The following is a 26,523-nucleotide window of genomic DNA, read 5'->3' on the forward strand; positions in this document are numbered from 1 at the left end:
ACCCTACTCCTCTTGACGAATCATTTCCATCACTTGGTTTCGATCGACTATCCACTGGGCACGCTCATCCTTCTCATACGTTCGATTGGATAGAAAGATAGCCGCTTCCTGCTTCTCCCGATTCCACATAATGAAGGTACCTGTATAACCCGTATGGTCGAGCCAAGCCCCTTCCAGATTCCAGGCTAGAGAACGCTCCTTATCATCTAAGGGAGAAAAATTTCGGCTCAATTCTGCTGCAAAATCATCTTTCAAGTAATGTTCCAGAAAGATTTGCAGATCCTTAACAGTCGAAAACAAACCAGCACTTCCAGCGTGTTTCCCTAATAGACGAGCTTTGGGATCATGAATGATTCCGGCCTCCACCCCTCTCACTGTTGGGACAGCTTGCTCAACGGGGCCAAACTTGGTTCCCGTCATCCCCCATGGTTCCAAAACTTGTTCTTCCATAATCTGATCCAAGTCTTGGTTAAAGATTTTTTCCAAAAGAAAGCCCAAGAGTAAAAAGTGAACGTCCGAGTATAGGATGGCCGGCTGATTTCGTCTATTGAGGTGAAACATGGTTTCTCTCAATTCCTCTGCACTTAACTTGTCTCGATTGGGAATAAAGGGATCCAAGTCTGTTGCGTGGGTCAAGAGTTGACGAATAGTGATATCAGAATAATCACACTCCGGTAAAAAATCCGTTACCGGTCGATCAATATCTAATTTGCCCTGCTGCCACAAGAAGATAAGAACCGTCCCCACTCCCACGACTTTACTCACACTGGCCAAATCATAAACCAAACCGGTTTCTGTCTTCAAGCCCCTTTCTGGATCACTCAATCCTAGATAAGACTCTTTCCATTCACCATCCTTATAATACGCAAAAGAGGCCCCGGGATAAATCCCTGCCTCGATTTGATTTTCTATTTTTCTTAGAATTTTTTCCCACTTCATGCTTCTTCAAACCACAATTCAATGTTATTGGTATCTTTACCAAGGAAGAATTTTTCAGACTTAGGGACAAAGTAGCCTGTCTTTTCAAATTTCTGACGAAGACTGGTTCGATCAAAATTTCTTACTAAAAATTTCAACATCGTCAGGTCCCAAGTGACATTGTTTTCAACAGCCAAATCTGGTCCTTGCCCTTTCGTAAAGGTGATTGCTGGTGCTACTCCTTCAGGATCAAGTAAACTCTCTGTCCCTTCAGGTAAACGCAACTCCATAGAAACCTCAAATTGACTCACGTATTTTATACTTGTATTTGAATAAAATTCAGGAACAGTTTCCAGTGGAACCAAATCTCTTACATCATTTTCTGCATGAACAAGGATCACATCCTCTTCAGGTGAAACAATCTCAAAAGCATATCCACGGCTTCCTTTAAACAGGCGAGGAAGAGACCTCATCTGAGAAAGAAGGGCCTCGATTTCAGAAGGATTCTCAACCTTTATCAAGAGTCTAGCTAGCTTCTTAAGTCCTTCAACTCTACGAGTTCGCATACTTGGAGCTTCTTCTAAAATCAATCTCTCCGTACCCGTCTGGTCGCCTAATGAAAGAAAGGCAGACTCTTCTAATAAGGGTTTCATCCCCAGAGTTTCAATGTAAAATATCTCATTTAATTTTCGATTATTAACTTTCAAAGTCGGAATGATCCGAACAATCTCATTCACATCCATAAATTCCTCCAACTCTTTTATTTTAAAGGATTTTAGAATATTTTACAAGCCATATTTGTTTAAATTAGAAAATTTTCCAAGAAAAAAACTGGGTTTCCCCAGTTTCGTTTCTTATAGGTAAAGTAGTTTGAATAGTGCTACTGCTGCAATACCCGCTGCAATTGGAGCTACAACTGGAACCCATGCATACCACCATTTTGAATCACCCTTGTGTTGACCAAGAACTGATTTTGGAAGAAGTTCGTGAAGAAGACGTGGTCCAAAGTCACGAGCTGGGTTCAAACCAGGTCCAGTAGGTCCACCGAGTGAAGTTACCAAGGCCATTACTAGGAAACCAAGTCCTAAATGAGCTACTGAAAGACCTGCTGCTGTGTGTGGTGCTATTTGAGCTTTGATAGCTAATTCAGAGAAGTCAACTGTTTGATTAGCCTGCGTTGCCATTTGCTTCATGTATTGCATTACTTCTGCACCAAAAAAGTTTTTAGTCATTCCTAGGGCTGCAAAGAACAAAATAAACGAACCGACAAACTCATTGATAAAACCATTTACACTTGCTGCGAAACGTGATTCTTTTGTACCGTGATCAACATTTGAAATCGTTGAGAAAGTACCCAAAATGTTATTAGAATTCTCTGTTTTCAAGTAGTAAGGACGGTGAGTTGCAACGACCATAGCTTGACCAAAAATCGCTCCTAAAACTTGCACAAGGATGTAATATGGTACTTGTTCCCAAGGGAAAAGTCCACTCACAGCAAGTCCAAGCGTGAAGGCTGGGTTGATGTGGTTACCAGATACATTACCGAACATCAAGGCCGGGATCATAACCCCCATACCATAACCAACCGCAATAACGAGCCAGCCACTTTGGTGACCTTTCGTACCTTTAAGTTCAACGTTAGCAACTGCACCATTACCAAGAATGACCAAAATGGCAGTTCCCAAAAATTCAGTGGCATATTTAATAGCCCATGTAAAATCCATTTGATAGATTCTCCTTAATTTTTTTAGACAATCCTTATTCTATCAATTTTTAAACCTTTTAGCAACAGATTTTCTAAAAGAATCTATGGAAAACGCTTTATTTAACTTATCTTTAAGAAAAGGGCAAAAGAAGTCAAACTCCTTTCATCCTTTTCGTTACTCTTGACGCTGACCAAAGTCCGCAATCATCTGCTCCATCTCTTGGCGACTCGGAGTAGTCAGCATATAAAGGTAGTCCCCTTGTAGCTCTGCAAAGGCTGCTGGCATGATTTTCTTGACCTTGAATTGCTGGCTGTATTTGGCGAGAAGGTCCTCCTCTGAATAAACATAGTTGGCATTGGCACGGCGTGATGTAGCTAAACAGTATTGAGGTTCAAACTCTGATGCTGGAAACTCCTCACCTGCGACAATAGCTGCATAGCCACGATAAAGGTCCATGGAATGAGCAAAGTTATAAACGTCAATGGTAAAACCACCTGCAGGACGGTTATTGTACTCAATGGCAATGTAGTCGTCCCCGTCACGGAAGAACTCGATATGGAAAAAGCGTTCTCTCATTCCAAATTCCTTGACTATGGCCTCACCATACTTGCGCAGTTTGGGATCCATATCCTTAAGCACATAGTAGGAATTGTCCATCTTGTAAATCATGAGATCAAGCGGTGTATGGGCATAATCAAAAGTCGTTGAAAAGACGATGTTGCCATCCTTGTCCACAAGTCCGTCAAAGGTACAGATTTCGCTAGAAGTGACAAATTTCTCAAAGAAATAAACGGTTGAATGGTCCCATTCTTCTTTGAACCGGTCCACATCTTCCTGACTTTCCAACTTAAAGGTGGCTGCCGCTCCCACTCCATTGTCAGGTTTGGCAATCATTGGTAGGCCAATCGTCTCAACTGCTTGGTCCACATCTGCTTCCGTCTGGATAACAGCTCCAGGTACCACAGGGACACCTGCTTTTTTGAAAAGTTTCTTCATCTCAGACTTATATTTGGTCTTTTTGAGATCCTCCGGTTTGGCTCCAAAGACATTGAATTGCTCACGAAGTGTTGCGTCCAGTTCAAGCCAGTATTCATTGTGGGACTCGATGCGGTCGATTGGTCCATGCTTGTAGAAAAGAAAAGCTACTGCACGCTTGACTTCATCTATGTTCTCAAGATTGTCCACACGGAAATACTCAGTTAGGCTATTTCGCAAAGGTTCATCTAGTTGTTCGTAGGGCTCCTGACCAATTCCCAAGACTGTGATGCCTTTATTGGCTAGCTCGATGGTAAACTGTTGAAAGTTTTGCGGATAGTAGGGAGAAATAACAAGGTAATTCATAGGCAACTCCTTTTATAGATACAGGTGTCCAAGAAAATAGGGCATTTGTTTGCGCCACCAATCCCAGTCGTGGGCGACATCGTGTCCCCATTCAGCAAACCAGGCTGGAATTTGTTTCTGGTCAAAGGCTTCTTTGAGCTTGTAGAAGGATGGCAGACCATCTTGTTCCCAGGCACCAAGGCCCGTACAAACGACGATTTCTGCCTGACGGTAACGATCGATAAACCATCCGTCGTTTTGATTCCAGATATAATCTACAGGTGAGTTTTGGTAAATAGCATCATCATTGTAGTAATCGCCAACGAAGAAACGTGCGTCGTAAACACCGCTGAGGGCAATCACCTTGGTAAAGACATCTGGATGCTGGAGAAAGAAATTGAGTGCATGATAGGCCCCCATCGAGCAACCTGTCGTCATCATGCCATCAAACCAACCTGTCTTATGCTTGATAAAAGGAATGGCCTCCTCAATCACGTAACGTTCGTAAGCACGATGCATCTCCGCCTGGTCATGACCATTTTTCCAAGTGGCCAACCAGCTCTCACTGTCCACACTGGAGAGAGTAAAGAACTGGACGCGCCCTTCTTCGATAAAGGAAGCACAGGCATCAATCATGCCAAAATCATAGTATTCGTTGTGACTGCCACCAGATGAAGCAAAAACAACAACTGGAATCCCAGCATGTCCATAACGGTTGAGATACATTTCACGGTTGAGATTGCCACTCCAGTGGCTGAGGTTTTCAATATGCATTGGCTTTCTCCTTTCCTAACTTACCATTTCTCTGCAAAAAATCGGAGACAGTCTGGCAAATTTTCCGACCAAGGTATTTCACTATGGATGGCACCAGACTGAACTTTCAAGACAAGATTATCCAAGTGTACTCCACTTGCAATCAAATCACGGTAATAGCGAAGCGACGAGTCGATATAGGCTTGTTTGATATTGCCAGCCATCAAGGTCTTGTCCGTATCATCTGCTTCTTCTGTTCCAACATAGATGAAAATGCGCTGTTCAGGCGACAATTTCTTGCGCTCGATATAGCGGTTAAAGGCTTCTTGGTGAAGCCAGTTGGCAGATGAGAAGACACCTAGACAACCAATTCGATCTTGGTACTCTAGTCCAATAAACTGAGTAATATTGCCTCCTAGTGACGAACCAATCATAGCCGTGTGCTGGCGATCAGCTTTGGTTCGGTAGGTTTCATCGATAAAAGGCTTGACCACCTCCATGACAAACTCGGCATACTCCACACCCTTACCGCCAAACTGCTGGCCTGGGATAGGAGATTCTTGAAACTTCCAAGCCGCATACTCATTCATCCGCCCCATGCCGTCATTATCTATAGCAACGACAATCATGCGACTGATGTCAGGATTCCGCTTAATTGTCGGAATAATTTTCCAAGAGTGTCCGATATAAGACTCCTTGCTATAAAAGACATTTTGCCCGTCATGAAAGTAAACAACAGGGTAAAAACGGTCTGTGTCTTTCTCGTAGTCCTTAGGCAGAAGAACACGCACACGACGCTCTTTTCCAGTATAAGGAACTTTAAGTTTGTGTTCTTTCATTTTTAAGTAAAAGTAGGAATGATTCATTGTCAGAAAACTCTCTATATTCAAAATTTTATCTCATTATACCATAAAAATAGAAAAAAAGTCAGTAAATGTCCATTTTAAGGATAAATAACTAACTTTTTTCATTTGTTTTTCTGAATTCTTCTGGATTTTCTGATTAGAGGAGATTGTCAATCAAGTTATCAACTTCATCTTTTTCAGCTTGAGGTGTAATCTCAGTAATCATTATTCCTGCCACTGCTCGCTCAACCAAGCCTTCGACATCCATGCGTGCTTCATACTGCTCTGCATTCTTAATCTTAGGATTGGTCTTAGGACGATCAGGCGCAAAAATAGTACAGCAGTCTTCAAACGGTTGGATAGAAATGTCAAAGGTATCGATTTCCTGGGCGATGTCAATGATTTCCAACTTGTCCATAGTAACCACAGGGCGGATGATAGGAGTGTTGGTCACAGCGTTGATAGCCTGCATGCTCTCCAGGGTTTGGCTAGCCACCTGACCTAGACTTTCCCCATTGATGATAACTAAACCATTTCGTACCTCACGGATACGGTCGGTAATGCGCATCATAAAACGACGAGTCAGAGTCATGAGATAGGCTTCTGGCGCCTTAGCCTTGATTTCCTCTTGAATCTCTGTGAAAGGTACTTCGATAAACTGGATATTGCCACCGAACTTGGTCAATTTACGAGTCAAATCTTGGGCTTTTTTGAGAGCACCTGGACTAGTGTAAGGTGGGCTGGCAAAGTGAACGGCCTCAATATCTACTCCACGTTTAAGGGCTAGATAACCTGCTACAGGCGAGTCAATCCCTCCTGACAACATGAGCATCCCCTTACCAGAAGTCCCCACAGGCAAGCCACCTGCTCCACGAATAGTTTCATAAGAAAGATAAGCTGCTTCCTCACGAATCTCCACCTGAAGATTGATATCAGGATTTTTCATTTGAGCTTGGACATTTGGAATTGCCTCAAATACAGCTCCACCAAGTGTTTGGTTGAGTTCACGACTATCGAGCTCAAAGTTGTGATCGCTACGCTTACTAGAAATCTTAAAGGTCATGCCTTCCTTGTAGATATCTGTCATAATCTCTTGGACAGAAGACTTCAGAACTTCTACAGATTTTTCAACCTTATATACTGGAGAAAAATTTTGAATCCCAAAGACTTGTTTGAGAGATTCTGCAACTGCTGTGTAGTCGGCTCCATTGAGGTAAACGTGGGCACGGTCGCGATCAGCGGTTACCTTAACTTGGGGATAAATGGACAAAACGCCCGAAATATTATTGCGAAGTTTATTGATGAAACGCATACGGTTTTTACCCTTGGTTGACAACTCTCCGTAGCGAATCATAATTTCTGAATACTGCATGAATGCTCCTATCTTACTTTTCTAGTTTGATTGTAAATTAATTTTAGTTTGGTCAAAAACTGCTCCACCTGACTCATATCATTTTCAAGGTCTAGGCTAAGACGCACAGCTGACTGGGCCTTATCTTTGTCCACTCCCCTGGCAATCAAGGTTCCCGCAGGTTTTCCAGCCTTGGATGAACAAGCCGAGGTTGTGGAGATGAAAATATCATAGTCTTCAAATGCGTGAACAATGACTTCACCACGAACACCCTTGATTCCAAAAGTCAGGATATGAGGTGCAAAGTCTTTCTCATCTGAAAAGACAAAAATATCTGGATAGTCCAAAAGTGCTTGGCAAATGACTGATTTCATCTGCCTAGTCTTACTAACAAAGATATCTAACTTTTCCATAGACAAACGGAGGGCCTTGGCTGTCGCTGCAATCCCTGCTACATTTTCAGTTGTCGAACGATAATCACGCTCTTGACCACCACCTGTCAAAAGAGGCGTAATTTTCTTACCAGACTTGATATAGACAAAGCCAACACCTCGGACACCATGAAATTTATGACTTGAGAAGGTCGCAAAATCTACACGATCTGTCAGATATTTTTCAGTCGGAATCTTAGCGAGTGCCTGAACTGCATCAACGTGGAAGGAAATAGTTGGCTTGTCTGCCAACAGTTCTGAGATGGCCTCAATAGGTTGAATAGACCCAATTTCGTTGTTTACTGCCATAATGGAGACGAGGGTCGTATCAGGTCGTATCAAAGCTCCTAGAGCCTCAACATCCACAAACCCTCTGCTATCAACTGGAGCAAAATCCACCTCAAAACCCTGACTTTTCAGCCAGAGGGCTGATTCCTTGACTGCTGGATGTTCAATGGCTGACACGATGATGTGCTTGCCAAACTGTACTTTTTCAAAGGCCACACCCTTGATAACCCAGTTATCCCCTTCTGTTCCACCAGAAGTAAAGAAGATTTCATCACTCTTCTTGCCAATCAAATCTGCAATTTGCTGCCGGGAAGCATCTAAAATTCGTGTCGCCTGGCCTCCCAAACGATGGAGGCTAGAAGGATTTCCTACAATTTTCGAAGCGACCTGCGTATAGGTTTCAAGTGCTTCAGGATAAGGCTTGGTCGTTGCCGAATTATCAAAGTAGATCATGTTTTCTCACGCTTTCTAAAATCACTTCTTCTATTGTATCATGAAACGAAGCTTGCGACAAGAAAGGGCAAGTCCTCTTTTTTTAAGATTTTTTTAAAGAAATGAGGTATAATAAATCATAATTAAAGGAGAGTATCATGTCTAACTATCATAGAACTTCAAAACCAAAAACTGAGCATATCAAAAAAGGGTTTACTGTCTTTCAAAAAACGATTGCTACCATCGGTAGTATCCTTGGCCTAATCACCGCTACTATCACCATCATGAACGCCATGGATAATAGCAAAAATAATAAAAAAGAACCAACGACAACCCAAACAACTGTTGTCAAGGAAATTCAAAAGGAATCCCCTCAGGAGAATACTACTCCTAACAAGGACAACACTTCTACTAAAGAAAATACCTCGCAGGAAGAAACTCCTCAATCCAATAAAAAGGAAGAGCAAAAAGAAGAGAAGAAAACAACAACTCAGGATTCTTCTACACCTTCCTCAACAAAAGAAACAACTGATAGTGGAAACTCGTCCAAAACGACTAGTTCCGAAAACAAAAGCAATCAATAACTACTAAAATAGCTTCCTTCCAGCTTTGGAAAGAAGCTATTTTTTATTGTTGCAATACTTTTCGTGGTTTGGTTCCTTCAGCTGGACCGATAACACCCGCCATTTCGAGTTCTTCCATAAGGCGGGTCGCACGGTTAAATCCAACTGACAGACGACGCTGAATCATAGAAGCACTAGCTTTCTGAGTTTCGATAACCAAAGCCTTAGCTTCTTCAAAAAGCGGATCGCCGCCAGCTTCACCATCTGAAAATTCTCCTTCATTTTCAGAAACCTCACCTGGATCAAAACTCTCATCGTAGTCCGCATCCGCCTGAGCCTTGATGAAGTTTACAATGCGTTCGACATCATCATCTGAGATGAAGGATCCTTGTAGACGGACTGGGTGATTTTCATCGATTGGTTTAAAGAGCATGTCTCCTCGACCAAGCAGTTTTTCTGCTCCATTTTCATCCAAGATGGTTCGTGAATCTGTACCTGATGAAACTGCAAACGCCACACGAGATGGGACATTGGCCTTGATGAGACCAGAGATGACATCAACCGATGGACGTTGCGTTGCGAGAATCATATGAATCCCTGCAGCACGCGCCTTCTGTCCGAGACGAATGATGGCATCTTCCACTTCCTTGCTAGCCACCATCATGAGGTCAGCCAACTCATCTACAATGACAACAATCAAAGGCAGTGGTACTTGTTTGTACTCAGACTGGCTATTAAATTCCTCGACCTTGGCATTGTAGCCAGCGATATTTCGCACACCAACCTTAGCAAAGAGTTCATAACGATTTTCCATCTCATCTACAACCTTTTGCAGGGCCTTGCTGGCCTTGCGTGGGTTTGTCACAACTGGAATCAAAAGGTGAGGAATGTCATTGTACACCGATAACTCAACCATCTTTGGATCCACCATCATAAACTTGACCTGATCGGGTCTTGCTTTCATGAGAATGCTGGCAATGATACCGTTAACTGCGACTGACTTCCCTGAGCCTGTCGAACCTGCAACAAGTAAGTGGGGCATTTTGGAAAGGTCAAAGGTGCGAGCCGTTCCATTGACAGCCTTACCTAGAGGGATTTCAAGGAGATTTTCTGGTTTTGTTTGAGACTGTTCCCAGAGTTCACGGAAGGAAACGGTCGCAATCTCAGAGTTTGGCACTTCAATTCCAACTAGGGATTTCCCAGGGATCGGAGCTTCAATCCGAACATCCTTGGCTGCTAGAGCCAACGCTAAGTCGTCTGCCAGATTGGAAATGCGGTTAACCCGTACACCGACTGCTGGCTTGACTTCATACTTGGTTACTGATGGTCCAATTTCAGCCCGTTCCACCGTCACCTTGATACCAAAGCTAGCAAAGGTTTCTTCTAGGATTTTGATATTTTCTCGAACAATCTTCTTTTCCTTGGACTGATCTTTGGGTTTATCTGGCGCAAAGAGTTGCAAGCTTGGTAGCTTGTATTCAAGGGCTTCCTTAGCAGAAAAATCAACCTGCACCTCTTCATCCTCAAAATCTTCTTCCACATCTGGAACGTCAAAATCAGTTTGAGGGAGGATAATCTCCGGTTCGATCCACTCTTCCTCAGGAATTGGGGGGAAATCGTAGTCTGGTACCTCTGATAAGATTTCTCCCGTTTCAGGATCTACAGGAGGAAGCGGTAATGCATCCTGTTCTTCTTGTTCTCTCTGAATTCTGGCTGCTTCTTCAGCTTCTTGACGAGCCTTCTCTTCTTCTTTCTTGATGAAGCGTTCCTGTTTTCTCTGTTCCTGTTTTTCCATGAAGGATCTGAACTGAGCTCCAATAAAGGCTGCAACATCATAAATAGACCAAGGACTAACCAAGAGTGCCCCAACTAGAATCAAGAGAACTCCAATAAAGTACGACCCGATATTGGAGAAAAGAAAGGATATGGGGATATAGAGTCCAACACCAAGCAAGCCTCCACCAGCGAAGCTAGTCACTCGCATACCAGTCAGGTCCGTCATAACTTGAGACAGGGTCCCTTTTAGGACTGACTGCTCCAAGCCATATTTCCATACCAAGTAGGCCTCAAAAATCAAGAGTAAGCCAGCAAAGATACAGAGAAATCCTGACAGAAGTCCCTCTTGCTTGCGGATCCATTTAAAAAGAAAAAGATAGATGAGGAGGCCACCTATGGCCACATAGGCCAAACTTCCAACCACCAGTCGAATGAGATTATAAAGGGTGACACCCGCAGCACCAAGCTTGAGGGCTGCAATAATCAACAATAAGGCAATTCCTAAGGAAATCAACATCCTCTGGATAGCCTGTTTTCTTTCGAGTTCTGCTTTAGACGGTCTCCGTCTTGTTTTACTTGTATTTTTGTTTGCCATGTTTCTATTATACCATATTTCAGAAACATCTAGAGAAATCAAAAAAATGACTGCATCTACTAGACACAATCATCTTTCGTTGATATTTCTGAATTTTCTATTCTATATGATTTTTCAACAACCTTGTCTCACTACTTCTTCAAAAATCTAATTGCTGATTTTCTTGCCTTCTCAATCTTCTCGATTTCCAACTTTTCTACAGCAGATGTAGGAATCCATTTTTTCCCAAATAAAACTTGAGCTGCTTCTATCATCAGAGCACAAGCCCGAAAGTCCTTTTCTTCTGGAATCGCCTCTCGAAACAAATCCTTCGTTTTCTCCATCAAGACTTCTTTTTCAACTTGATGAAAAGATAATTGTATCAAACTACTGGCAGACCAGGCACGACAAAGTGCATCTTGGTCAGTCAAGAGATGTTGCCCTAAGATTTCTATCTCACTTATTGAACCAATCCAACCTAGGGCAATGATTAGCTTTCTACGATTCGAAGCTTCTGAACTAGGTAAAAGAGAGATTAGAACAGGAAGTACTTGCTTGCAAGAAGATGCATAAAAATCTCTATGTCTTACTTTGGAAAGGATTTTCGCTAGGAAATAAACAATCAAAATGCGTTGACTCTCATCTTCCTCTTGATTGAGAGTTTCCAAAAGATAGTCTATTCCCTCCTGCCCATGCTGGTCAAAACTTGCTTCAAAATTTAGGTCAGTTCCTTCCTCCCAATCGTTGCAAATGAGTTCAAAATGAAAGGCAATTTCTGGGCTCCTACCTAAATCAGCTATAAAATGAATTCGTTTAGAATCAGGAAAATCTTCCTCCACCAAGCTAGCATAGGTTCCTTGTAACGCTTCTTTTGTAAGACTTTTGCGACCGAACTGTTCCTTTTCTAGTTTGTCGATTCCTTCTTTTCTAGAATCACTCATGACACTTATCTCCTCTAAGATATTTGTAGAACTTCAGCATTCTATCATTTAAATTCTCTAAGATTTACCTCTATTATATCACTTTGAAGACCGTTCTCCTTAACTCCATCATCAAAAAATGACTGCCCACTTTCGTGTTCAGTCATTTGAGTATTTGTGATTATTTTTCTAATGGTTTACGTAAGTAACCATAAACCACACCACTTACGATTGCTCCTACCAAGACTGAAGCAAGGTAAAGAAGAGCATTTGAAGTGAGGGCGATAACGAAGATTCCTCCGTGTGGCGCCATGAGTTTAATTCCAGTAAGACCAACGAGTCCGCCTGCTACTGCAGAACCAAGGATGAAGCTTGGGATCGCACGAGCTGGGTCAGCGGCACCAAATGGAATCGCTCCCTCAGTGATAAATGACAAGCCCATGATGATGTTTGTCAAACCAGAGTTGCGTTCTTCCTTGGTGAATTTATCTTTGAAAAGAAGGGTTGCGACAAAGATAGCAAGTGGTGGAACCATTCCCCCAGCCATAACTGCTGCCATGGCTACAGAACCACCTGAAGAAACAGTTGCTGCAAGCGTACCTGTACCAAAGACATAAGCAGCTTTGTTGACTGGTCCACCCATATCAACAGCCATCATACCACCAAGAACGATACCGAGAAGGACAGCTGATCCACCTCCAAGACCGCCAAGGAAGTCATTCATAGCAGTGTTAATTGCTGCCATTGGGATGTTAACAGCTAGCATGACAAATCCAGTCAAGATTGTTCCAAGAAGTGGCAAGAGAAGGATTGATTTAGCACCTTCAAGTGAACGAGGAACTTTAACATACTTCTTGATAGCAAGAACCAAGGCACCTGCGATAAATCCACCAACAAGGGCACCTAGGAAACCAGATGAGACACCTGCAAGAGTTGAAGTTGCTTCACCACCAGCTGCATAAGGGATTTTACCAAAGGCAAAACCTTCTTTAGCAATAGCACCAGCCACAAAACCAGCTACCAAACCTGGTTTTTCAGCGATAGAGTAGGCAACATAACCTGCAAAAACTGGAAGCATCAAGCCAAAGGCAGCACCACCGATTTTCATGAACATAGAAGCTAGCTCATGGTAGGATCCGAGATTGCTAAGACTATCTTGTGGCACACCCAAAGCACCATCAATCAAGAAAGCAAGGGCAATCATGATACCACCACCGATAACGAATGGCAACATTTGGGATACACCACTCATCAAATGTTTGTAGAAGGCAGCACCAAGGCCTTGTTTTTCATTAGATGCTGTTGCAGTTTTTGCTCCGTTAGCAGCATGGTAAACTTCAGCATCCCCAGAAAGAGCCAAGTTGATCAATTCTTCTGTCTTACGGATACCGTCTGCAACTGGACGATTAACCAATGGTTTGCCATCGAAACGATCCATCTCAACAGCCTTGTCAGCAGCGATGATAACAGCTTTAGCCTTGCGGATGTCCTCTGCAGTAAGTTGATTTCCAACACCGCTAGCACCATTGGTTTCAACCTTGATCCCAACACCCATTTCAGCAGCTACTTTTTGAAGGGCTTCTTGAGCCATGTAAGTGTGGGCAATCCCTGTCGTACAAGCTGTAACAGCTACGATAAAGTCGCCAGAGTCATTAGCAGGTACTGGGATAGGTTCCTCAGCTTTTTCTGAAGCTTGGTCAAAAAGTTCGATAACTTGATCTGCAGATGTTACTTGACGAAGTTTGTCAGCGAAACCATCTTTCATCAAGTATTGAGACAATTCTGCCAATGCTGCCAAGTGAGTATCATTGGCACCTTCTGGAGCAGCAATCATGAAGAAGAGGTCTGTTGGTTGCCCATCCAAGCTTTCGTAGTCAACACCCTTGTTTGACTTAGCAAAGAGAACCGTTGCTTCTTTGACAGCAGAATTTTTACTGTGAGGCATAGCGATTCCATCACCCAATCCAGTGGAAGTTAGAGCTTCACGCGCTAAGATTCCTTCTTTAAAGGTTTCAAAATCCGTCACATAACCGTGATCTACCAAGCTATGAATCATCTCTTCAATAGCTGCTGTTTTTTCAGTCGCCTGCAAATCCAGCAACATGACATCTTTTCTCAATAGGTCTTGAATTTTCATCGTTTTTCTACCTCAACTTTTTCATAAGTTTCTTTTATAAATGCTGCAGTTGCCAAGTCATCAGAGAAAGTAGTTGCTGTCCCACAAGCCACTCCCCATTTGAAGGCCTCTACTGCGTCTTTTGATTTGACAAATTCGCCGGTAAATCCAGCAACCATAGAGTCACCAGCACCAACTGAATTTTTGACCGTTCCCTTGATAGGTTTTGCGAAGTAAGCTCCTTCAGATGTGACAAGGAGGGCACCGTCCCCAGCCATGGAGATGATAACGTTTTGAGCACCTTTAGCTAACAATTCTCGAGCATATTTCTCGATTTCATCTAAACTTTCAAGTTTCACTCCAAAGATAGCTCCAAGTTCGTGATTGTTTGGTTTAACCAAAAGTGGCTGGTAGTCTAAACTATCAATCAAGGTCTGTCCTTCAAAGTCACAAACCACTTGCGCACCAGTCTGGCGTGTCAATGCAATCAAATCCTTATAGATAACATTGCCTAGGTTCTTAGCACTCGAACCCGCAAACACAACCGTATCATCTGCTGTCAGACTAGACAAAATAGCTTTCAATTCTTCTAGCTGAGCTGGTTCCACATTTGGACCCGTTCCATTGATTTCTGTTTCTTGGTCTGCTTTGATTTTAACATTGATACGAGTATCTTCTGCTACTTGGACAAAACGTGTTTCGATTTCCTCTTCTGCCAGAGTATCTGTGATAAATTTACCAGTAAAGCCTCCGATAAATCCAGTCGCAGTATTAGGAATATCCAAGCGTTTCAAGACACGACTGACATTGATTCCTTTCCCACCGGCAAACTTATCATCACTGTCCATACGATTGACACTACCGACTTGAACTTGGTCCAAGCGCACGATATAGTCAATAGATGGATTGAGTGTGACTGTATAAATCATACTTCTATTACCTCCGTTTTCTTCTTAATAGCCTGCAAGAGCTCATGCCCTTGACTTGTGATGACAATAGCGCGTTTGAGAGGTGCTACCTTGGCAAAGCAAGTCTGACCAATCTTAGACGAATCGGCCAAGACATAGGTTTGTTTGGCATTCTCTAAAATAGCACGCTTAACGGCTCCCTCCTCCATATCAGGAGTCGTATAATAGCCATCATCTACACCATTCATCCCGATAAAGGCACGGTCAAAGTGCAATTGATTGATTTGGTTAAGAGCAACACCACCGATACATGCATCTGTTGCCATTTTGACACTTCCTCCAACCATGACTGTTGGAATCTGTTTTTCAACCAACTGAGCCGCATGGTGAATGGAGTTGGTCACAACTGTGATATTCTTATCAACCAATTCCTTGATTAAAAAAGCAGTTGCTGTGCCAGCATCGATAAAGATAACATCTTTCTCCTTGATGAGAGAGGCCGCCTTCTGAGCTAGCAACTTCTTCTCTTGAAGGTTTTTGACAGATTTTTCTTGGATGGTTTCTTCTTCCCGCAAGGAGTGGGGCAATTCTGCTCCTCCATGCACACGGCGAAGCTTGTTTTCCGCCTCCAACTCATCTAAATCTCTTCGTACCGTTGATTCTGATGTTTCTAATATACTGACCAATTTTTCTAGGGAAACTACATGATGTTGATTTAACTCCTCTAAAATCAGTTGCTTCCGCTCAGTTTTTAACACCAAACCACCTCCTGTTATCGTTTACACTATTCATTCTAGCACATTATCTACCAAAGTCAAGCATTTTTTATCATTTTCTTTCAAATTCTATCATTTTTCTTATTTCCAAAATTTTTATTGCAAGATAAAGTCCTTTATGGTAGACTATTTGAGTAAGTATTGGAAGATTACTCAAGAGGCTTAAGAGGCCGTGTTGGAAACGCGGTAGGCGTGTAACAGCGTGCGTGGGTTCGAATCCCATGTCTTCCGTAGAAAAACAAAAACTGCATTTCGGTGCAGTTTTTTTATCACAAGTATTTAAAAATCAAATAATACAAACACTATATGATTTCATAAAACAAAAGGATATAGATTTCTAGGATACGACAAAAATGTTGTATCCTTTTTTAGCAAAAGAATACCAAGGAATACAAAAGGCAAAAACAAAAAACGCTGATTTATCAACGTTTTAGAAAGGTTTGCGAAAGAATGCAAAATATATATGGAGCCGGTGGGAGTCGAACCCACGTCCAAACACCTGCCAACATATTTGTCTACAACCATAGGTTATGTATTGTTTTAACAGCTCCTCGACACATAACTCAAGCCTAGGAACTGCGAGTCTATCAATCTCTTATCAAACCACTAGACAAGGCTTAATCGTATCTCGCTAATCATAAGACCTGTCATTGAACACGAGCAATCCAAATCAGGTCACGCCTGCTGGTTTTTAGGCAGCTAGAGCGTAAGAAGTGTTATTTTTTGCAGTTATATTTAACTGAGCGTTTACGTCGCCACACGGGTTGCAAAATATGCCTCATAATGCCTGTCGAATCCGTAACGACCCCAGGATGTTAGAACTATTATAACCTATCTTCATAAAAAATGCAAAATCAAGCCAATTCTTTAGAAAAGATACGTTTTCAAAGCATCTGATAAGGCTTGATAACCAGCTACACTTAGATGGAGACCATCCGTTGTATAGGCTGATTTAAGTTGTCCTTCTGAATCTGTCAAACTATCATAAATCGACACAAAATCTACTTGCATATAGGCGGAAGCTAGAGCCTCATAGGCTTGATTCCATTCTCTGATCTTTTCATTGGTACGAATATATACTGTCTGCTTGTATTCTTCTCCTTCATTGACTGGCAAAATAGAAACAAGCTTTATTTGTGATAGCGGATAATCTCGGTTAAGCGATTGAATCACACCTTCAAGATTATCCAAGGCTTCATTCATGGGAATATCTTTTCCGATATCGTTTGTCCCAATTAAGAGAACAATTTGATCGATAGCATCACCATAAAGATGGGCATCCAAATTCTCTAATAAAAGTCTCGTCTGGTAGCCTCGAATGCCACGATTGACAATCGTCTTGGCAGTTCCCAACAACTCTTGAAGAGGGTAATATTCCACAATCGAATCACCAATAAAAATGATATCTGGCTCTAGGACAGAAATTTGATTCAATTCACGATACTTGGTTTGAATTTTTTCCTGCTCTTTTAAGAGCCAATTCTCTAATAACTGTACTGCCACCTTATCCCTCTTTCTCTAACCAATTTTCTAGGACTTGATAAACGCCCGCCTGGCTGTTAGCTGGAGCTAGGGCAGTCGCAACGGCCTTGACCTCATCAGCTGCGTTTCCCATAGCATAGGCAATTCCAGCCAGTTCTAACATTTCGACATCATTTTCGCTATCACCGAAAGCCATGATTTGTTCCGATTTCAAATCCCAGCGCTTGAGTAATTCTTCCAATCCCCAAGCCTTGTGAACACCAGCCTGTAGGATATCGATACAACCATAACCACTGGAAACGGCTCTTACATGCCCATCAAAGAGGTCATTGATTTCCTGCAAAACAGAACTAGAACGTTCTTCACCGACGACCATGCTCATCTTTAACACTCCACCGAAGAGGTCCGATCTGAGCTCTTCAACAAAGTTTGTATGCCGATAGAGTTTTTCAATCATCTCAGGAGTCATAAATTTATCAAGTTCTGTAAAAACAGTTCCTTTCTTGACAAAACTCCCATTCATACTAGTGACAACAAATTGATCTCGACACTCCCTCCCTTTAAAATGAACTAAAGCCTTGTCAACCATAGCATCATCCCAAGTCTGTGCTTGAATCAGTTCGTTGTTTTCAAAAATACGCGCCCCATTGGCAACGACTAGAACTACTCTACTCGCCAAGTGCTCCAGTAATTGCCTCATACGGTGAACTTCATTCCCTGTCGCAATGACAAAACGGATATCCCTTTGATCCAGCTGATCTAAAATCTTTTCCAAGCGGGGCAGATCTAGCTGCCCCCTCGGGTCTAGCAAGGTTCCATCCATGTCTGTTGCAATTAATTTAATCGTCATCCTATCTCCTTTAGGGTGAGCACCTACCACTTCAACCCTACATGTTCATTCATTTCTTTATAGGCCGTGTCAATTCGTTCCTTGGTCGCCTCGTCCAACTTGTCACGGTGACTGCCTCCCTCAATGAAGTCCTCTAGGATATAGGTCTGATAGAGGAAGAGCGGATAGCCTTCTGGAGAGTAAGTCCCTTTGGGTGTTCGATTGACCCAAGTAGGATGCGCTTTGGCCGTTTCAATCCTAGTCTTGCCATCTTTTTTCTTAATGGTCACATCCATGAGAACACCGCGCTCCGTCCACTTGGCATTTTCCTCATCTTGCATGGTTTCAATGCGCTGATTTGAGAGAAAATTCCCCATGGAGTAGATGATCAGTTTTTTGTCACCATCTTTTTCAACTGTTTCAGCAGGTTCAACGACGTGAGGATGCCCTCCAAAGATAATATCTGCTCCCCAGTCAATCATCTTATGGTACAGTGTTTTCTGTTCTTCCGTTGGTTCTAGCTGGTACTCAATTCCCATCTGAGGCATGATGACAGTAATATCCGCTTCCTTCTCTGCACGCTCAATTTCTGCCTTCATCTTATCTTCATTCAGGTCAGAAAGATAGCGATTATAATCCTCTTGAGAGATATACTGCTCAATGCCATTAAAACCGTAAGAATAGGCTAGGAGAGCTACCTTGATACCATTGACTTCCTTGATAACTAGCGGAGCTTGGTCACGGGATTCATGTGTGTAGACTCCTATGGGTGTCATCCCTGCCTTTTCAATAGCTTCTGCTGTCGAAACCACTCCCTCTATCTGAGAATCCAAGATGTGATTATGAGCCAAGTCTAGAACTTGATAGCCTGCATCCTTGATAGCATCCATGACTTCTACAGGTGCATTAAAGAGAGGGTAACCTGCCAAGTAGTGGTCCTTGTTCACCGTTCCTTCAAAGTCACCAAGCACTAAATCCGCTTGTTTGAGCCAGGGTTTTACATACTCAAAATTTTCATGGAAATCATAGGTTCCATCTTCTTTCAGAGCTGTTCGGTAGATAGGAATATGGTAGAGAAGGTCACCATTTGCCATGATACGAGCTGTCGTTTCGGCAGACTGATTTTCCTTAGACTGACCAGACATCTGAGCAGAATCAAGAGTTTGACCACTCGGACTTGTTCCCTTGTTACCTTGTACTGCTTGGATCAACAAGTTCAGCCCCATAGACAAGGAAACTGCAAGCAACAGCACCGTAATAAACTGGGCATTTGTCCAAGATTTATAATTCCTAAAGAAACCAATACTACTCTTCAACAATCCAAAAATAGGACCATGAGACCGTCTATCTTGTCGCTTTTCCATCTTTATTCCCCCCTTGCTTTTACTGCAAGTCTTTTCTTTTATTATACCACAGACAAAAGAGGAATACCGTTTATTATATTATTTTTTAGGAACTTCTGTGACTTTCTTTCTCGCCTATTTTGTGTTATCATGTAGAGGTAATGAAAGGAGAGAAAATGTCTGCTATAGAACGTATTACAAAAGCTGCTCATTTAATTAATATGAACGATATTATCCGTGAGGGGAACCCAACTTTACGCGCGGTTGCTGAGGAGGTCACTTTCCCACTGTCTGACCAGGAAATCATCCTTGGAGAAAAGATGATGCAATTCCTCAAACATTCCCAAGATCCTGTTATGGCTGAGAAAATGGGGCTCCGCGGTGGTGTTGGATTGGCTGCTCCCCAACTCGATATCTCAAAACGTGTTATCGCTGTTTTAGTGCCAAATATTGTGGAAGAAGGTGAAACTCCACAGGAAGCCTACGACTTACAAGCTATTATGTACAATCCAAAAATCGTCTCTCACTCTGTTCAGGACGCTGCTCTTGGCGAAGGAGAAGGGTGCCTATCTGTCGACCGTGTAGTTCCCGGCTATGTTGTTCGTCATGCTCGCGTCACTGTTGATTACTTTGACAAGGACGGAGAAAAACACCGCATCAAGCTTAAAGGATACAACTCTATCGTTGTCCAACATGAAATTGACCACATCAACGGAATCATGTTCTACGATCGTATCAATGAGAAAGACCCATTTGCTATCAAAGATGGACTCCTCATCCTCGAATAAAGAAAATCCCGTTGCAAGACGGGGTTTTGTGTTATAATAGAGGCATGAAAACAAATGATATTGTCTATGGCGTCCACGCCGTTACAGAAGCCCTCCTTGCAAATACTGGAAACAAACTCTACCTCCAAGATGATCTCCGAGGTAAAAATGTTGAGAAGGTCAAGGAACTGGCTGCTGAGAAAAAGGTCTCCATCTCTTGGACTCCAAAAAAATCCCTCTCTGAAATGACCAAAGGCGCTGTCCACCAAGGTTTTGTTCTACGAGTGTCCGAATTTGCCTATAGCGAGCTGGATCACATCCTTGCAAAAACACGTCAAGAGGAAAATCCACTTCTATTGATTCTGGATGGTCTAACTGACCCCCATAATCTAGGTTCTATCTTAAGAACTGCTGATGCGACCAATGTTTCAGGTGTCATCATTCCCAAGCACCGTGCTGTCGGAGTGACTCCTGTCGTTGCCAAAACGGCCACAGGTGCTATTGAGCATGTACCGATTGCCCGAGTGACCAACCTCAGTCAAACCCTAGACAAACTCAAGGATGAAGGCTTCTGGACCTTTGGAACGGATATGAACGGTACCCCTTGCCACAAGTGGAATACAAAAGGGAAAATAGCCCTCATCATCGGAAATGAAGGAAGAGGCATCTCCAGCAACATCAAAAAACAGGTCGATGAAATGATTACCATTCCGATGAATGGACATGTTCAAAGCCTCAATGCAAGTGTGGCTGCAGCCATTCTCATGTACGAAGTTTTCCGAAACCGACTATAAAAAAAGTTTCCAATCAAGTTGATTGGAAACTTTTTTGCTTAACTATGTTCTGTGATAAATTTATAGGCTTCTTGACCAGCAATCGCCCCATCACCAACTGCTGTTGTTACTTGGCGAAGATCTTTTTGGCGAACATCCCCAACCGCAAAGATACCGTCAACGGCAGTTTTCATGTGATTATCTGTCACAATCCAGCCTGCCTGGTCTTGGATATTCAATTCTTTAACAAAATCGCTAACAGGATCCAAACCAACATAGATAAAGACACCACCGAAGGCTTGTTCTGTTACTTGACCTGTTTTCACATTTTCAAATACGACAGATTCTACTCGGTTTTCACCCTTGATTTCCTTGACTACAGAGTCCCAGATAAAGTTGACTTTCTCATTTGCAAAGGCACGGTCTTGCAAAACCTTTTGAGCACGAAGTTGGTCACGACGGTGAACAATGGTAACAGTCTTGGCAAAGCGAGTTAAGAAGAGGGCTTCTTCTACCGCTGAATCTCCACCACCGACTACGAGCAAGTCTTGGTCACGGAAGAAAGCTCCATCACAGACTGCACAGTAAGAAACACCACGACTGTTCAGTTCTTCTTCTCCAGGAACCCCCAAAAGACGGTGTTTTGACCCAGTTGCCACAATGACAGTACGGGTTTCGTAAACTTGATCATCAGTGATTACCTTCTTATAGTCACCCTGGTCTTCAATATTTTCAACATAGCCATAAAGATGCTCCACTCCAAGGTTTTCAAGTGGTTCAAACATCTTTTCAGCCAATTCAGGTCCACTGATATTGGCATAACCTGGATAGTTTTCAATATCAGATGTGTTATTCATCTGCCCGCCTGGCAGACCACCTTCAATCAAAGCCACTTTCAGATTGCTGCGAGCAGCATATAAGGCAGCGGTCATTCCCGCAGGTCCAGCACCGATAATAATCGTATCGTACATTTTGATTCCTTCTTTCTTGTTGTAACTATCTTTATTCTAACTCATTCTTGCTAGTCACGCAAGGATTATGCCTTGAAAACCAAGAGCAAACTCATGACGGCAAAGGATAACACCGGAACGACCAAAACTCCAATCATAATCATATCATAGAGATGAGCTTGGCGAGCTTTGGCTGTCTTGTCCACACCAGACATGGCTCTCAATCCAATCCAAATCCCCAGAAAAATCACGACAAGGATAGTCGTTAAGATCAAACTCTCGAAATATAAGGAAAACAGTTGCAGCAGCATGATCTCTCTCGTTTCTATCTTTTTTAAAGAGTAAACTCAGCTAGTCCAACTAACTGAGTTTTCCTTTTTCTATTATATCAAATATAAGTCCGTTTGTAACTAGCAAAGAATTCTTTTGTCCGTTCTTCTTTCGGATGATTGATGATTTCATCCGGTGTGCCAGACTCGATGATTTTCCCTTTATCTAGGAATAAAACCTTGTCTGCCACTTGGGTTACAAAAGACATATCGTGACTGACCAAAATCATGGTCTGACCTGACTTGGCAGCATCTGCAATAGATTTTTCTACCTCACCGACCAACTCTGGGTCAAGGGCTGAAGTGGGCTCGTCCAAGAGCAAGACATCTGGTTTCATAGCAAGCGCACGCGCGAGGGCAACCCGTTGCTTTTGTCCACCTGATAAATGGCGAGGATAATGGTTTTCACGGTCAGAAAGACCAACCTTGGCCAACTCTTCCTTAGCGATTTTTGTTGCTTCATCGTCCGATAATTTTTTAACGATAACCAAACCTTCCTTGACATTGTCAAGAGCAGTTCGGCGTTCAAACAAATTAAACTGTTGGAAAACCATAGATAACTTGCGGCGAAGGGTTAGGATCTCTTCTTGGCTAATCTTAGAAAAATCAACTTTAAAATTGTCAATCTGAATCGTTCCACTATCTGGAGTTTCAAGGTAGTTCAAACTACGAAGAAAGGTTGACTTCCCAGCTCCAGATGAACCAATCAAGGCTACTACTTCTCCCTTTTGGATATCCAAGTCCAGATGATCCAAGACAGTCTGTCCTGAAAAGGATTTGCTTAAATTCGAAATCTTAATCATTAACGAAGGTCTCCTTTCACATCTGTAGACACTGTGTCTGGGGCTGAAATAGCCATTTTCTTTTCAATGAAACGACCGAGGCTTTCAATTCCGATATTGACTACCCAATAAACAAGAGCAACAGAGATAAAGCGCTCAAAATAGCGATAATCGGCTCCACCCAAAATCTGAGCTTGGGCAAAGACCTCCACAACACCTGCACTAAAGGCTAGAGAAGTTCCCTTGGTCAAACCGATAAGGGAGTTAATCAAAGTCGGCGTCGCTACCACCGCCGCATTTGGAATAATCACACGACGGTAAACTTGTGCTCGCGTCATACCCAAACTACGCGCCGCCTCAATTTCACCTGGATTAACAGAAAGAATAGCTGCACGAATCGTTTCACTTGCATAAGCCGCCTCATTAAAAGCAAAGGCCACAATCGCAAAAAGTGCCGCTGGAATCGCATTGATATTGAGACCAGTTCCCCATTGTTGGTTGATAGCTTTCAGTGCTAAAGGAATTCCGTAGTAGGTCAACATAAGTTGAACTAGGATTGGAGTACCTTTTAAGAAGCTGACGAAAAAGGCCTGCAAGGGATATAGAATCTTAACACGATTGATCTTAACAATGGCAAAAATCAGGGCAAGTAGCAAACCAAAGAGTGCACCTCCAAGCGTCAACATCAAGGTTGTAGGCAGTTGTTGGACAATCCTTGGAATTCCATCAAAGACCGAACGCAAACTAAAGAGTTTACCATCCGGAATGAGTTGCATCAAACTTTGATACCAATCTGATGCTAAAAATGTTGTAACAGTCATAAAAACATCCTCTCCTGATAATGATTCATTCTATCATACTTCTGCTCGCAAGCAAATTATTTGCTACGGGAAAAGCAGACTTTGTCTACCTTCTAGTTTATCACACTTTAAAACAGGGAGGCTATATATTTTACCTATCAAGGAGATAAATAAAAACTATCTCAAACCTAAGTCCTCATAGTTTTTTCTATAGCCGATTTGTTTAACAGCACCATTCTCCACCAAAATTGGACGTTTTAACAACATGCCATCACTAGCCAGAAGCTTAGCTGCTTCTTGTTTTGATAAGCTTCCCACCTTACCTTTCAAGCCTAGTTCACGGTATTTGATTCCGCTGGTATTAAAAAATTGTTTCACTTCAAAACCAGAAGTTTCCAACCAGTTCAAAATCACGTCTTCACTTGGGGTTTCTTCTACGATATGGACAGCTTTGTAGTCCACACCGAGTTGGTTTAATTCTTGTTTTGCTTTCTTACAAGTTGAACATTTTGGGTATTCGATAAATTCTAACATTTGCTTTTCTTTCTATTTTTTATTTTCTTGAAATGCTGCACCTTCATGTTGCAAGAGCCAGGCTTTCTTTTCGACTCCAGATGCATAGCCTGTCAGACGATTGCCTGATCCCAGCACACGGTGACAGGGTACGAAGATGGACCAAGGATTACGCCCCACTGCTCCGCCAATCGCTTGAGCAGAAGCCACTTGCAGATCTTGAGCTATTTGTCCGTAAGTTACTGTTTGACCATAAGGAATGGCCTGTAAGTAAGTCCAGACTCGCTTTTCAAAATCTGTTCCAATGGGAGCCAAAGGTAAGTCTGATAGGTCCTGAACACTGCCTTCGAAATAGGTATCTAAATAGGAAATAACTTGCTCTAATACAGGATGGCTAGCAACTTCTTCTATCGTTTCATCCCCTAATCCCCTCTCAAAATGAGTTTGGTCCTGCACCCAAATTCCATACAGATATTGCTCGTCAGCAACCAAGGACAAGGTTCCAATTGGCGACGAGTAGAGCATTTTTGCGTACTTTTTCTGCTTCATTTTTTTAATTTCTGATAGGCCAAACGTTCCCCATCAACTGGAACCTTACCAACCTGTTGGAAGCCTAGCTTTTCAAAGATATGCTGTATGGCCTTGTTTTGTGCATGCGTATCTGAACGAAAATCTAGATAATCAAAACCTTCAATCAAGCCTTCTAGGAAAGTCTGAGCAACACCTTGTCCTTGTACATCTGCTGCCACAGCGATACGGTGAAAGACCAGATATTCTGACTCTCCCCCTTGCCAACTTCCTTCATAAATGGCTTCATAGGCTTCCTCTGGGCTCTTGGTCACAGCAGCATAGGCTAGCAGTTCTCCCTCTTCCAAGGCCACATAAGCTTGGCCTGAGATAATATCATCAATAATGATGTCAGCATTTGGATAGCCATTTTGCCACTGGCCACTACCAGACTTAGCTAAACACTTTTTGGCATCCTCCATCACCTGCATAATCACATCTACTTCGTTTGGAAAAGCTAAACGAATCTCCATCTCTTCCCCTCATTTCTAACTAATTTCTCTCATCATAGCATAATTTAAAGCTTTCTACAAGCAGTTGAAACTTGACTTTTGTTTTTTATTATTTTATAATCTAGTTATCGAAACTAGATAAAAAGGAGTTGGAAATGAATTCTAACTTTTCCTACCCAAAATGGGAAGAAATTCCAAACATTGACCTCTATCTGGATCAGGTTTTGCTTTATGTCAATCAAGTCTGTGCCCCTATCTCTCCAGATAAGGACAAGGGGTTAACAGCATCTATGGTCAATAACTATGTCAAACATGGTTACCTGACAAAGCCAGACAAGAAAAAATACCAACGCAAACAGATTGCACGTTTGATTGCTATTACTACTCTCAAGTCTGTCTTTTCGATCCAAGAAATCGCTCAAACACTGAATACTCTGCAAACTCAAGCAAGCTCAGACCAGCTCTACGACGCTTTTGTGGACTACATGAACCATGGGATTGATCCAGAAAATCCTATTATCCAAACTAGCTGTCAAACGGTTAAACTCTATCATCAAACTCTAGACTTAATCCTTATCAAAGAAGAGGAGGAAATCCAATGAATACCAGTCTAAAACTCAGTAAAAAACTCAGTTTTGGAGAGGAAATTGCTAATAGTGTGACCCATGCTGTGGGTGCCGTTATCATGCTCATCTTGCTCCCTATTTCATCCACCTATAGTTATGAAGCACACGGATTTTTATCATCTTTTGGTGTTTCAATCTTTGTTATCAGTCTCTTTCTCATGTTCCTCTCGTCAACCATTTACCACTCTATGGCCTATGGTTCGACCCACAAATACGTCTTGCGAATCATCGACCATTCTATGATTTACGTGGCTATCGCGGGCTCTTATACGCCGGTCGTATTGACTTTGATGAATAACTGGTTTGGCTATCTGATCATTGCCATTCAGTGGGGAACGACCATCTTTGGCATCCTTTATAAAATCTTTGCTAAAAAGGTCAATGAGAAATTCAGCCTTGCCCTTTACCTGATCATGGGCTGGTTGGTTCTGGCTATCATTCCTGCCATTATCAGTCAAACAACACCAATTTTCTGGAGTCTCATGGTAACTGGTGGGCTCTGTTATACAGTTGGAGCTGGATTTTACGCTAAGAAAAAACCTTATTTCCACATGATTTGGCATCTCTTTATCCTAGCAGCATCTGCACTTCAGTACATTGCTATTGTTTATTTCATATAAAAAAGTTGAGAAT

The 26,523-nt window shown here is 42.4% G+C and carries 28 protein-coding genes, 1 tRNA gene and 1 other RNA gene; 6 read left to right on the top strand and 24 right to left on the bottom strand.

The features are described 5' to 3' along the window. Positions 1-3: 3 nt before the first annotated feature. The 8 genes from HMPREF1149_RS08650 to HMPREF1149_RS08685 all read right to left on the bottom strand — a co-directional run bounded on the left by HMPREF1149_RS08650 (position 4) and on the right by HMPREF1149_RS08685 (position 8,065). Positions 4-939: a serine hydrolase domain-containing protein gene (locus HMPREF1149_RS08650; RefSeq protein ID WP_000870778.1), complete on the bottom strand. Its 936-nt coding sequence runs from the start codon at positions 937-939 to the stop codon at positions 4-6. Beyond that, the gene (locus tag HMPREF1149_RS08655; RefSeq protein WP_000382987.1) at positions 936-1,661 is read right to left on the bottom strand and encodes a CppA N-terminal domain-containing protein; all 726 of its coding nucleotides are present in this window, start codon (positions 1,659-1,661) and stop codon (positions 936-938) included. Before HMPREF1149_RS08655 ends, HMPREF1149_RS08650 begins: the two co-directional genes overlap by 4 nt. Before the next feature lie 111 nt (positions 1,662-1,772). Continuing rightward, positions 1,773-2,642, bottom strand: coding sequence for an aquaglyceroporin Gla (gene gla / locus HMPREF1149_RS08660; protein ID WP_000348119.1), 870 nt, complete (start codon positions 2,640-2,642; stop codon positions 1,773-1,775). A gap of 156 nt (positions 2,643-2,798) precedes the next feature. Beyond that, positions 2,799-3,965, bottom strand: coding sequence for an ATP-grasp domain-containing protein (locus HMPREF1149_RS08665; protein WP_001108618.1), 1,167 nt, complete (start codon positions 3,963-3,965; stop codon positions 2,799-2,801). Positions 3,966-3,977: 12 nt separating this feature from the next. Then, positions 3,978-4,718 (bottom strand): esterase family protein, encoded by a 741-nt coding sequence (locus HMPREF1149_RS08670; protein ID WP_000546815.1) that lies wholly within the window; start codon positions 4,716-4,718, stop codon positions 3,978-3,980. A gap of 20 nt (positions 4,719-4,738) precedes the next feature. Further along, the gene (locus tag HMPREF1149_RS08675) at positions 4,739-5,563 is read right to left on the bottom strand and encodes an alpha/beta hydrolase (protein ID WP_001016821.1); all 825 of its coding nucleotides are present in this window, start codon (positions 5,561-5,563) and stop codon (positions 4,739-4,741) included. A 136-nt stretch (positions 5,564-5,699) separates the two neighbouring features. Further along, the gene (gene thiI, locus HMPREF1149_RS08680; RefSeq protein ID WP_001200086.1) at positions 5,700-6,914 is read right to left on the bottom strand and encodes a tRNA uracil 4-sulfurtransferase ThiI; all 1,215 of its coding nucleotides are present in this window, start codon (positions 6,912-6,914) and stop codon (positions 5,700-5,702) included. 8 nt (positions 6,915-6,922) lie between these two features. Further along, positions 6,923-8,065: a cysteine desulfurase family protein gene (locus tag HMPREF1149_RS08685; protein ID WP_000638950.1), complete on the bottom strand. Its 1,143-nt coding sequence runs from the start codon at positions 8,063-8,065 to the stop codon at positions 6,923-6,925. Between the two features lie 137 nt (positions 8,066-8,202). Here HMPREF1149_RS08685 and HMPREF1149_RS08690 point away from each other — a divergent pair, with 137 nt between their 5' ends. Continuing rightward, positions 8,203-8,628, top strand: coding sequence for a DUF6556 family protein (locus tag HMPREF1149_RS08690; RefSeq protein ID WP_000073839.1), 426 nt, complete (start codon positions 8,203-8,205; stop codon positions 8,626-8,628). Positions 8,629-8,671: 43 nt separating this feature from the next. Here the strand turns inward: HMPREF1149_RS08690 and HMPREF1149_RS08695 are convergent, their stop codons facing one another. The 5 genes from HMPREF1149_RS08695 to HMPREF1149_RS08715 form a co-directional block, all read right to left on the bottom strand. Further along, the gene (locus HMPREF1149_RS08695) at positions 8,672-10,978 is read right to left on the bottom strand and encodes a DNA translocase FtsK (protein ID WP_002879063.1); all 2,307 of its coding nucleotides are present in this window, start codon (positions 10,976-10,978) and stop codon (positions 8,672-8,674) included. Between the two features lie 131 nt (positions 10,979-11,109). After that, entirely contained in the window at positions 11,110-11,898 is a 789-nt protein-coding gene (locus HMPREF1149_RS08700) for a HEAT repeat domain-containing protein (protein WP_001285302.1), read from the bottom strand. 160 nt (positions 11,899-12,058) lie between these two features. Continuing rightward, a complete protein-coding gene (locus tag HMPREF1149_RS08705; RefSeq protein WP_000701415.1) occupies positions 12,059-14,014 on the bottom strand; it encodes a PTS fructose transporter subunit IIABC in 1,956 nt (651 codons plus the stop codon). After that, positions 14,011-14,922, bottom strand: a complete 912-nt coding sequence (gene pfkB / locus HMPREF1149_RS08710) for a 1-phosphofructokinase (protein ID WP_000640800.1) — start codon at positions 14,920-14,922, stop codon at positions 14,011-14,013. Before pfkB ends, HMPREF1149_RS08705 begins: the two co-directional genes overlap by 4 nt. After that, positions 14,919-15,659 (bottom strand): DeoR/GlpR family DNA-binding transcription regulator, encoded by a 741-nt coding sequence (locus HMPREF1149_RS08715; protein ID WP_000920630.1) that lies wholly within the window; start codon positions 15,657-15,659, stop codon positions 14,919-14,921. Before HMPREF1149_RS08715 ends, pfkB begins: the two co-directional genes overlap by 4 nt. A gap of 161 nt (positions 15,660-15,820) precedes the next feature. Between HMPREF1149_RS08715 and HMPREF1149_RS08720 the strand changes: the two genes are divergently transcribed. After that, a tRNA-Ser gene (locus HMPREF1149_RS08720) sits at positions 15,821-15,908 on the top strand. Between the two features lie 230 nt (positions 15,909-16,138). Here HMPREF1149_RS08720 and ssrA read toward each other — a convergent pair. The 4 genes from ssrA to HMPREF1149_RS11395 all read right to left on the bottom strand — a co-directional run bounded on the left by ssrA (position 16,139) and on the right by HMPREF1149_RS11395 (position 19,352). Further along, positions 16,139-16,486: a transfer-messenger RNA gene (gene ssrA / locus HMPREF1149_RS11390) on the bottom strand. Positions 16,487-16,544: 58 nt separating this feature from the next. Then, positions 16,545-17,180, bottom strand: coding sequence for an SGNH/GDSL hydrolase family protein (locus tag HMPREF1149_RS08725; RefSeq protein ID WP_000290630.1), 636 nt, complete (start codon positions 17,178-17,180; stop codon positions 16,545-16,547). 1 nt (position 17,181) lies between these two features. After that, entirely contained in the window at positions 17,182-18,009 is an 828-nt protein-coding gene (locus HMPREF1149_RS08730) for an HAD family hydrolase (protein ID WP_000152914.1), read from the bottom strand. 23 nt (positions 18,010-18,032) lie between these two features. Beyond that, positions 18,033-19,352, bottom strand: a complete 1,320-nt coding sequence (locus HMPREF1149_RS11395) for a CapA family protein (RefSeq protein ID WP_000415543.1) — start codon at positions 19,350-19,352, stop codon at positions 18,033-18,035. A 155-nt stretch (positions 19,353-19,507) separates the two neighbouring features. Between HMPREF1149_RS11395 and def the strand changes: the two genes are divergently transcribed. Together def and rlmB are read left to right on the top strand one after the other, a co-directional pair. Further along, the gene (gene def, locus HMPREF1149_RS08745; RefSeq protein ID WP_001272962.1) at positions 19,508-20,119 is read left to right on the top strand and encodes a peptide deformylase; all 612 of its coding nucleotides are present in this window, start codon (positions 19,508-19,510) and stop codon (positions 20,117-20,119) included. A gap of 44 nt (positions 20,120-20,163) precedes the next feature. Beyond that, the gene (gene rlmB, locus HMPREF1149_RS08750) at positions 20,164-20,892 is read left to right on the top strand and encodes a 23S rRNA (guanosine(2251)-2'-O)-methyltransferase RlmB (protein WP_000855725.1); all 729 of its coding nucleotides are present in this window, start codon (positions 20,164-20,166) and stop codon (positions 20,890-20,892) included. Positions 20,893-20,930: 38 nt separating this feature from the next. Here the strand turns inward: rlmB and trxB are convergent, their stop codons facing one another. From trxB to HMPREF1149_RS08780, 7 genes are all read right to left on the bottom strand, one after another. Continuing rightward, entirely contained in the window at positions 20,931-21,842 is a 912-nt protein-coding gene (gene trxB / locus HMPREF1149_RS08755; protein ID WP_000272331.1) for a thioredoxin-disulfide reductase, read from the bottom strand. Between the two features lie 65 nt (positions 21,843-21,907). Beyond that, entirely contained in the window at positions 21,908-22,132 is a 225-nt protein-coding gene (locus HMPREF1149_RS0102155; RefSeq protein WP_000926603.1) for a DUF4059 family protein, read from the bottom strand. 77 nt (positions 22,133-22,209) lie between these two features. Then, entirely contained in the window at positions 22,210-22,953 is a 744-nt protein-coding gene (locus tag HMPREF1149_RS08760) for an amino acid ABC transporter ATP-binding protein (RefSeq protein ID WP_000590972.1), read from the bottom strand. After that, positions 22,953-23,753, bottom strand: coding sequence for an amino acid ABC transporter permease (locus tag HMPREF1149_RS08765; RefSeq protein WP_000219164.1), 801 nt, complete (start codon positions 23,751-23,753; stop codon positions 22,953-22,955). The genes HMPREF1149_RS08760 and HMPREF1149_RS08765 overlap by 1 nt, the downstream gene beginning before the upstream one ends. 156 nt (positions 23,754-23,909) lie before the next feature. Beyond that, positions 23,910-24,266 (bottom strand): arsenate reductase family protein, encoded by a 357-nt coding sequence (locus HMPREF1149_RS08770; protein WP_000889085.1) that lies wholly within the window; start codon positions 24,264-24,266, stop codon positions 23,910-23,912. 12 nt (positions 24,267-24,278) lie between these two features. After that, on the bottom strand, positions 24,279-24,794 hold the full coding sequence (locus HMPREF1149_RS08775; protein WP_000810631.1) for a methylated-DNA--[protein]-cysteine S-methyltransferase: 516 nt from the start codon (positions 24,792-24,794) through the stop codon (positions 24,279-24,281). Beyond that, entirely contained in the window at positions 24,791-25,285 is a 495-nt protein-coding gene (locus tag HMPREF1149_RS08780) for a GNAT family N-acetyltransferase (RefSeq protein WP_000405857.1), read from the bottom strand. The genes HMPREF1149_RS08775 and HMPREF1149_RS08780 overlap by 4 nt, the downstream gene beginning before the upstream one ends. 134 nt (positions 25,286-25,419) lie before the next feature. Here HMPREF1149_RS08780 and HMPREF1149_RS08785 point away from each other — a divergent pair, with 134 nt between their 5' ends. After that, a complete protein-coding gene (locus HMPREF1149_RS08785; RefSeq protein ID WP_001087584.1) occupies positions 25,420-25,866 on the top strand; it encodes a DUF1836 domain-containing protein in 447 nt (148 codons plus the stop codon). After that, the gene (trhA, locus tag HMPREF1149_RS08790) at positions 25,863-26,510 is read left to right on the top strand and encodes a PAQR family membrane homeostasis protein TrhA (RefSeq protein WP_001097970.1); all 648 of its coding nucleotides are present in this window, start codon (positions 25,863-25,865) and stop codon (positions 26,508-26,510) included. Before HMPREF1149_RS08785 ends, trhA begins: the two co-directional genes overlap by 4 nt. The last annotated feature ends 13 nt before the right edge of the window (positions 26,511-26,523 follow it).

Source organism: Streptococcus sp. BS35b (assembly GCF_000286475.1).
In the GTDB taxonomy this organism is placed as follows: Bacteria; Bacillota; Bacilli; order Lactobacillales; family Streptococcaceae; genus Streptococcus; species Streptococcus oralis_W.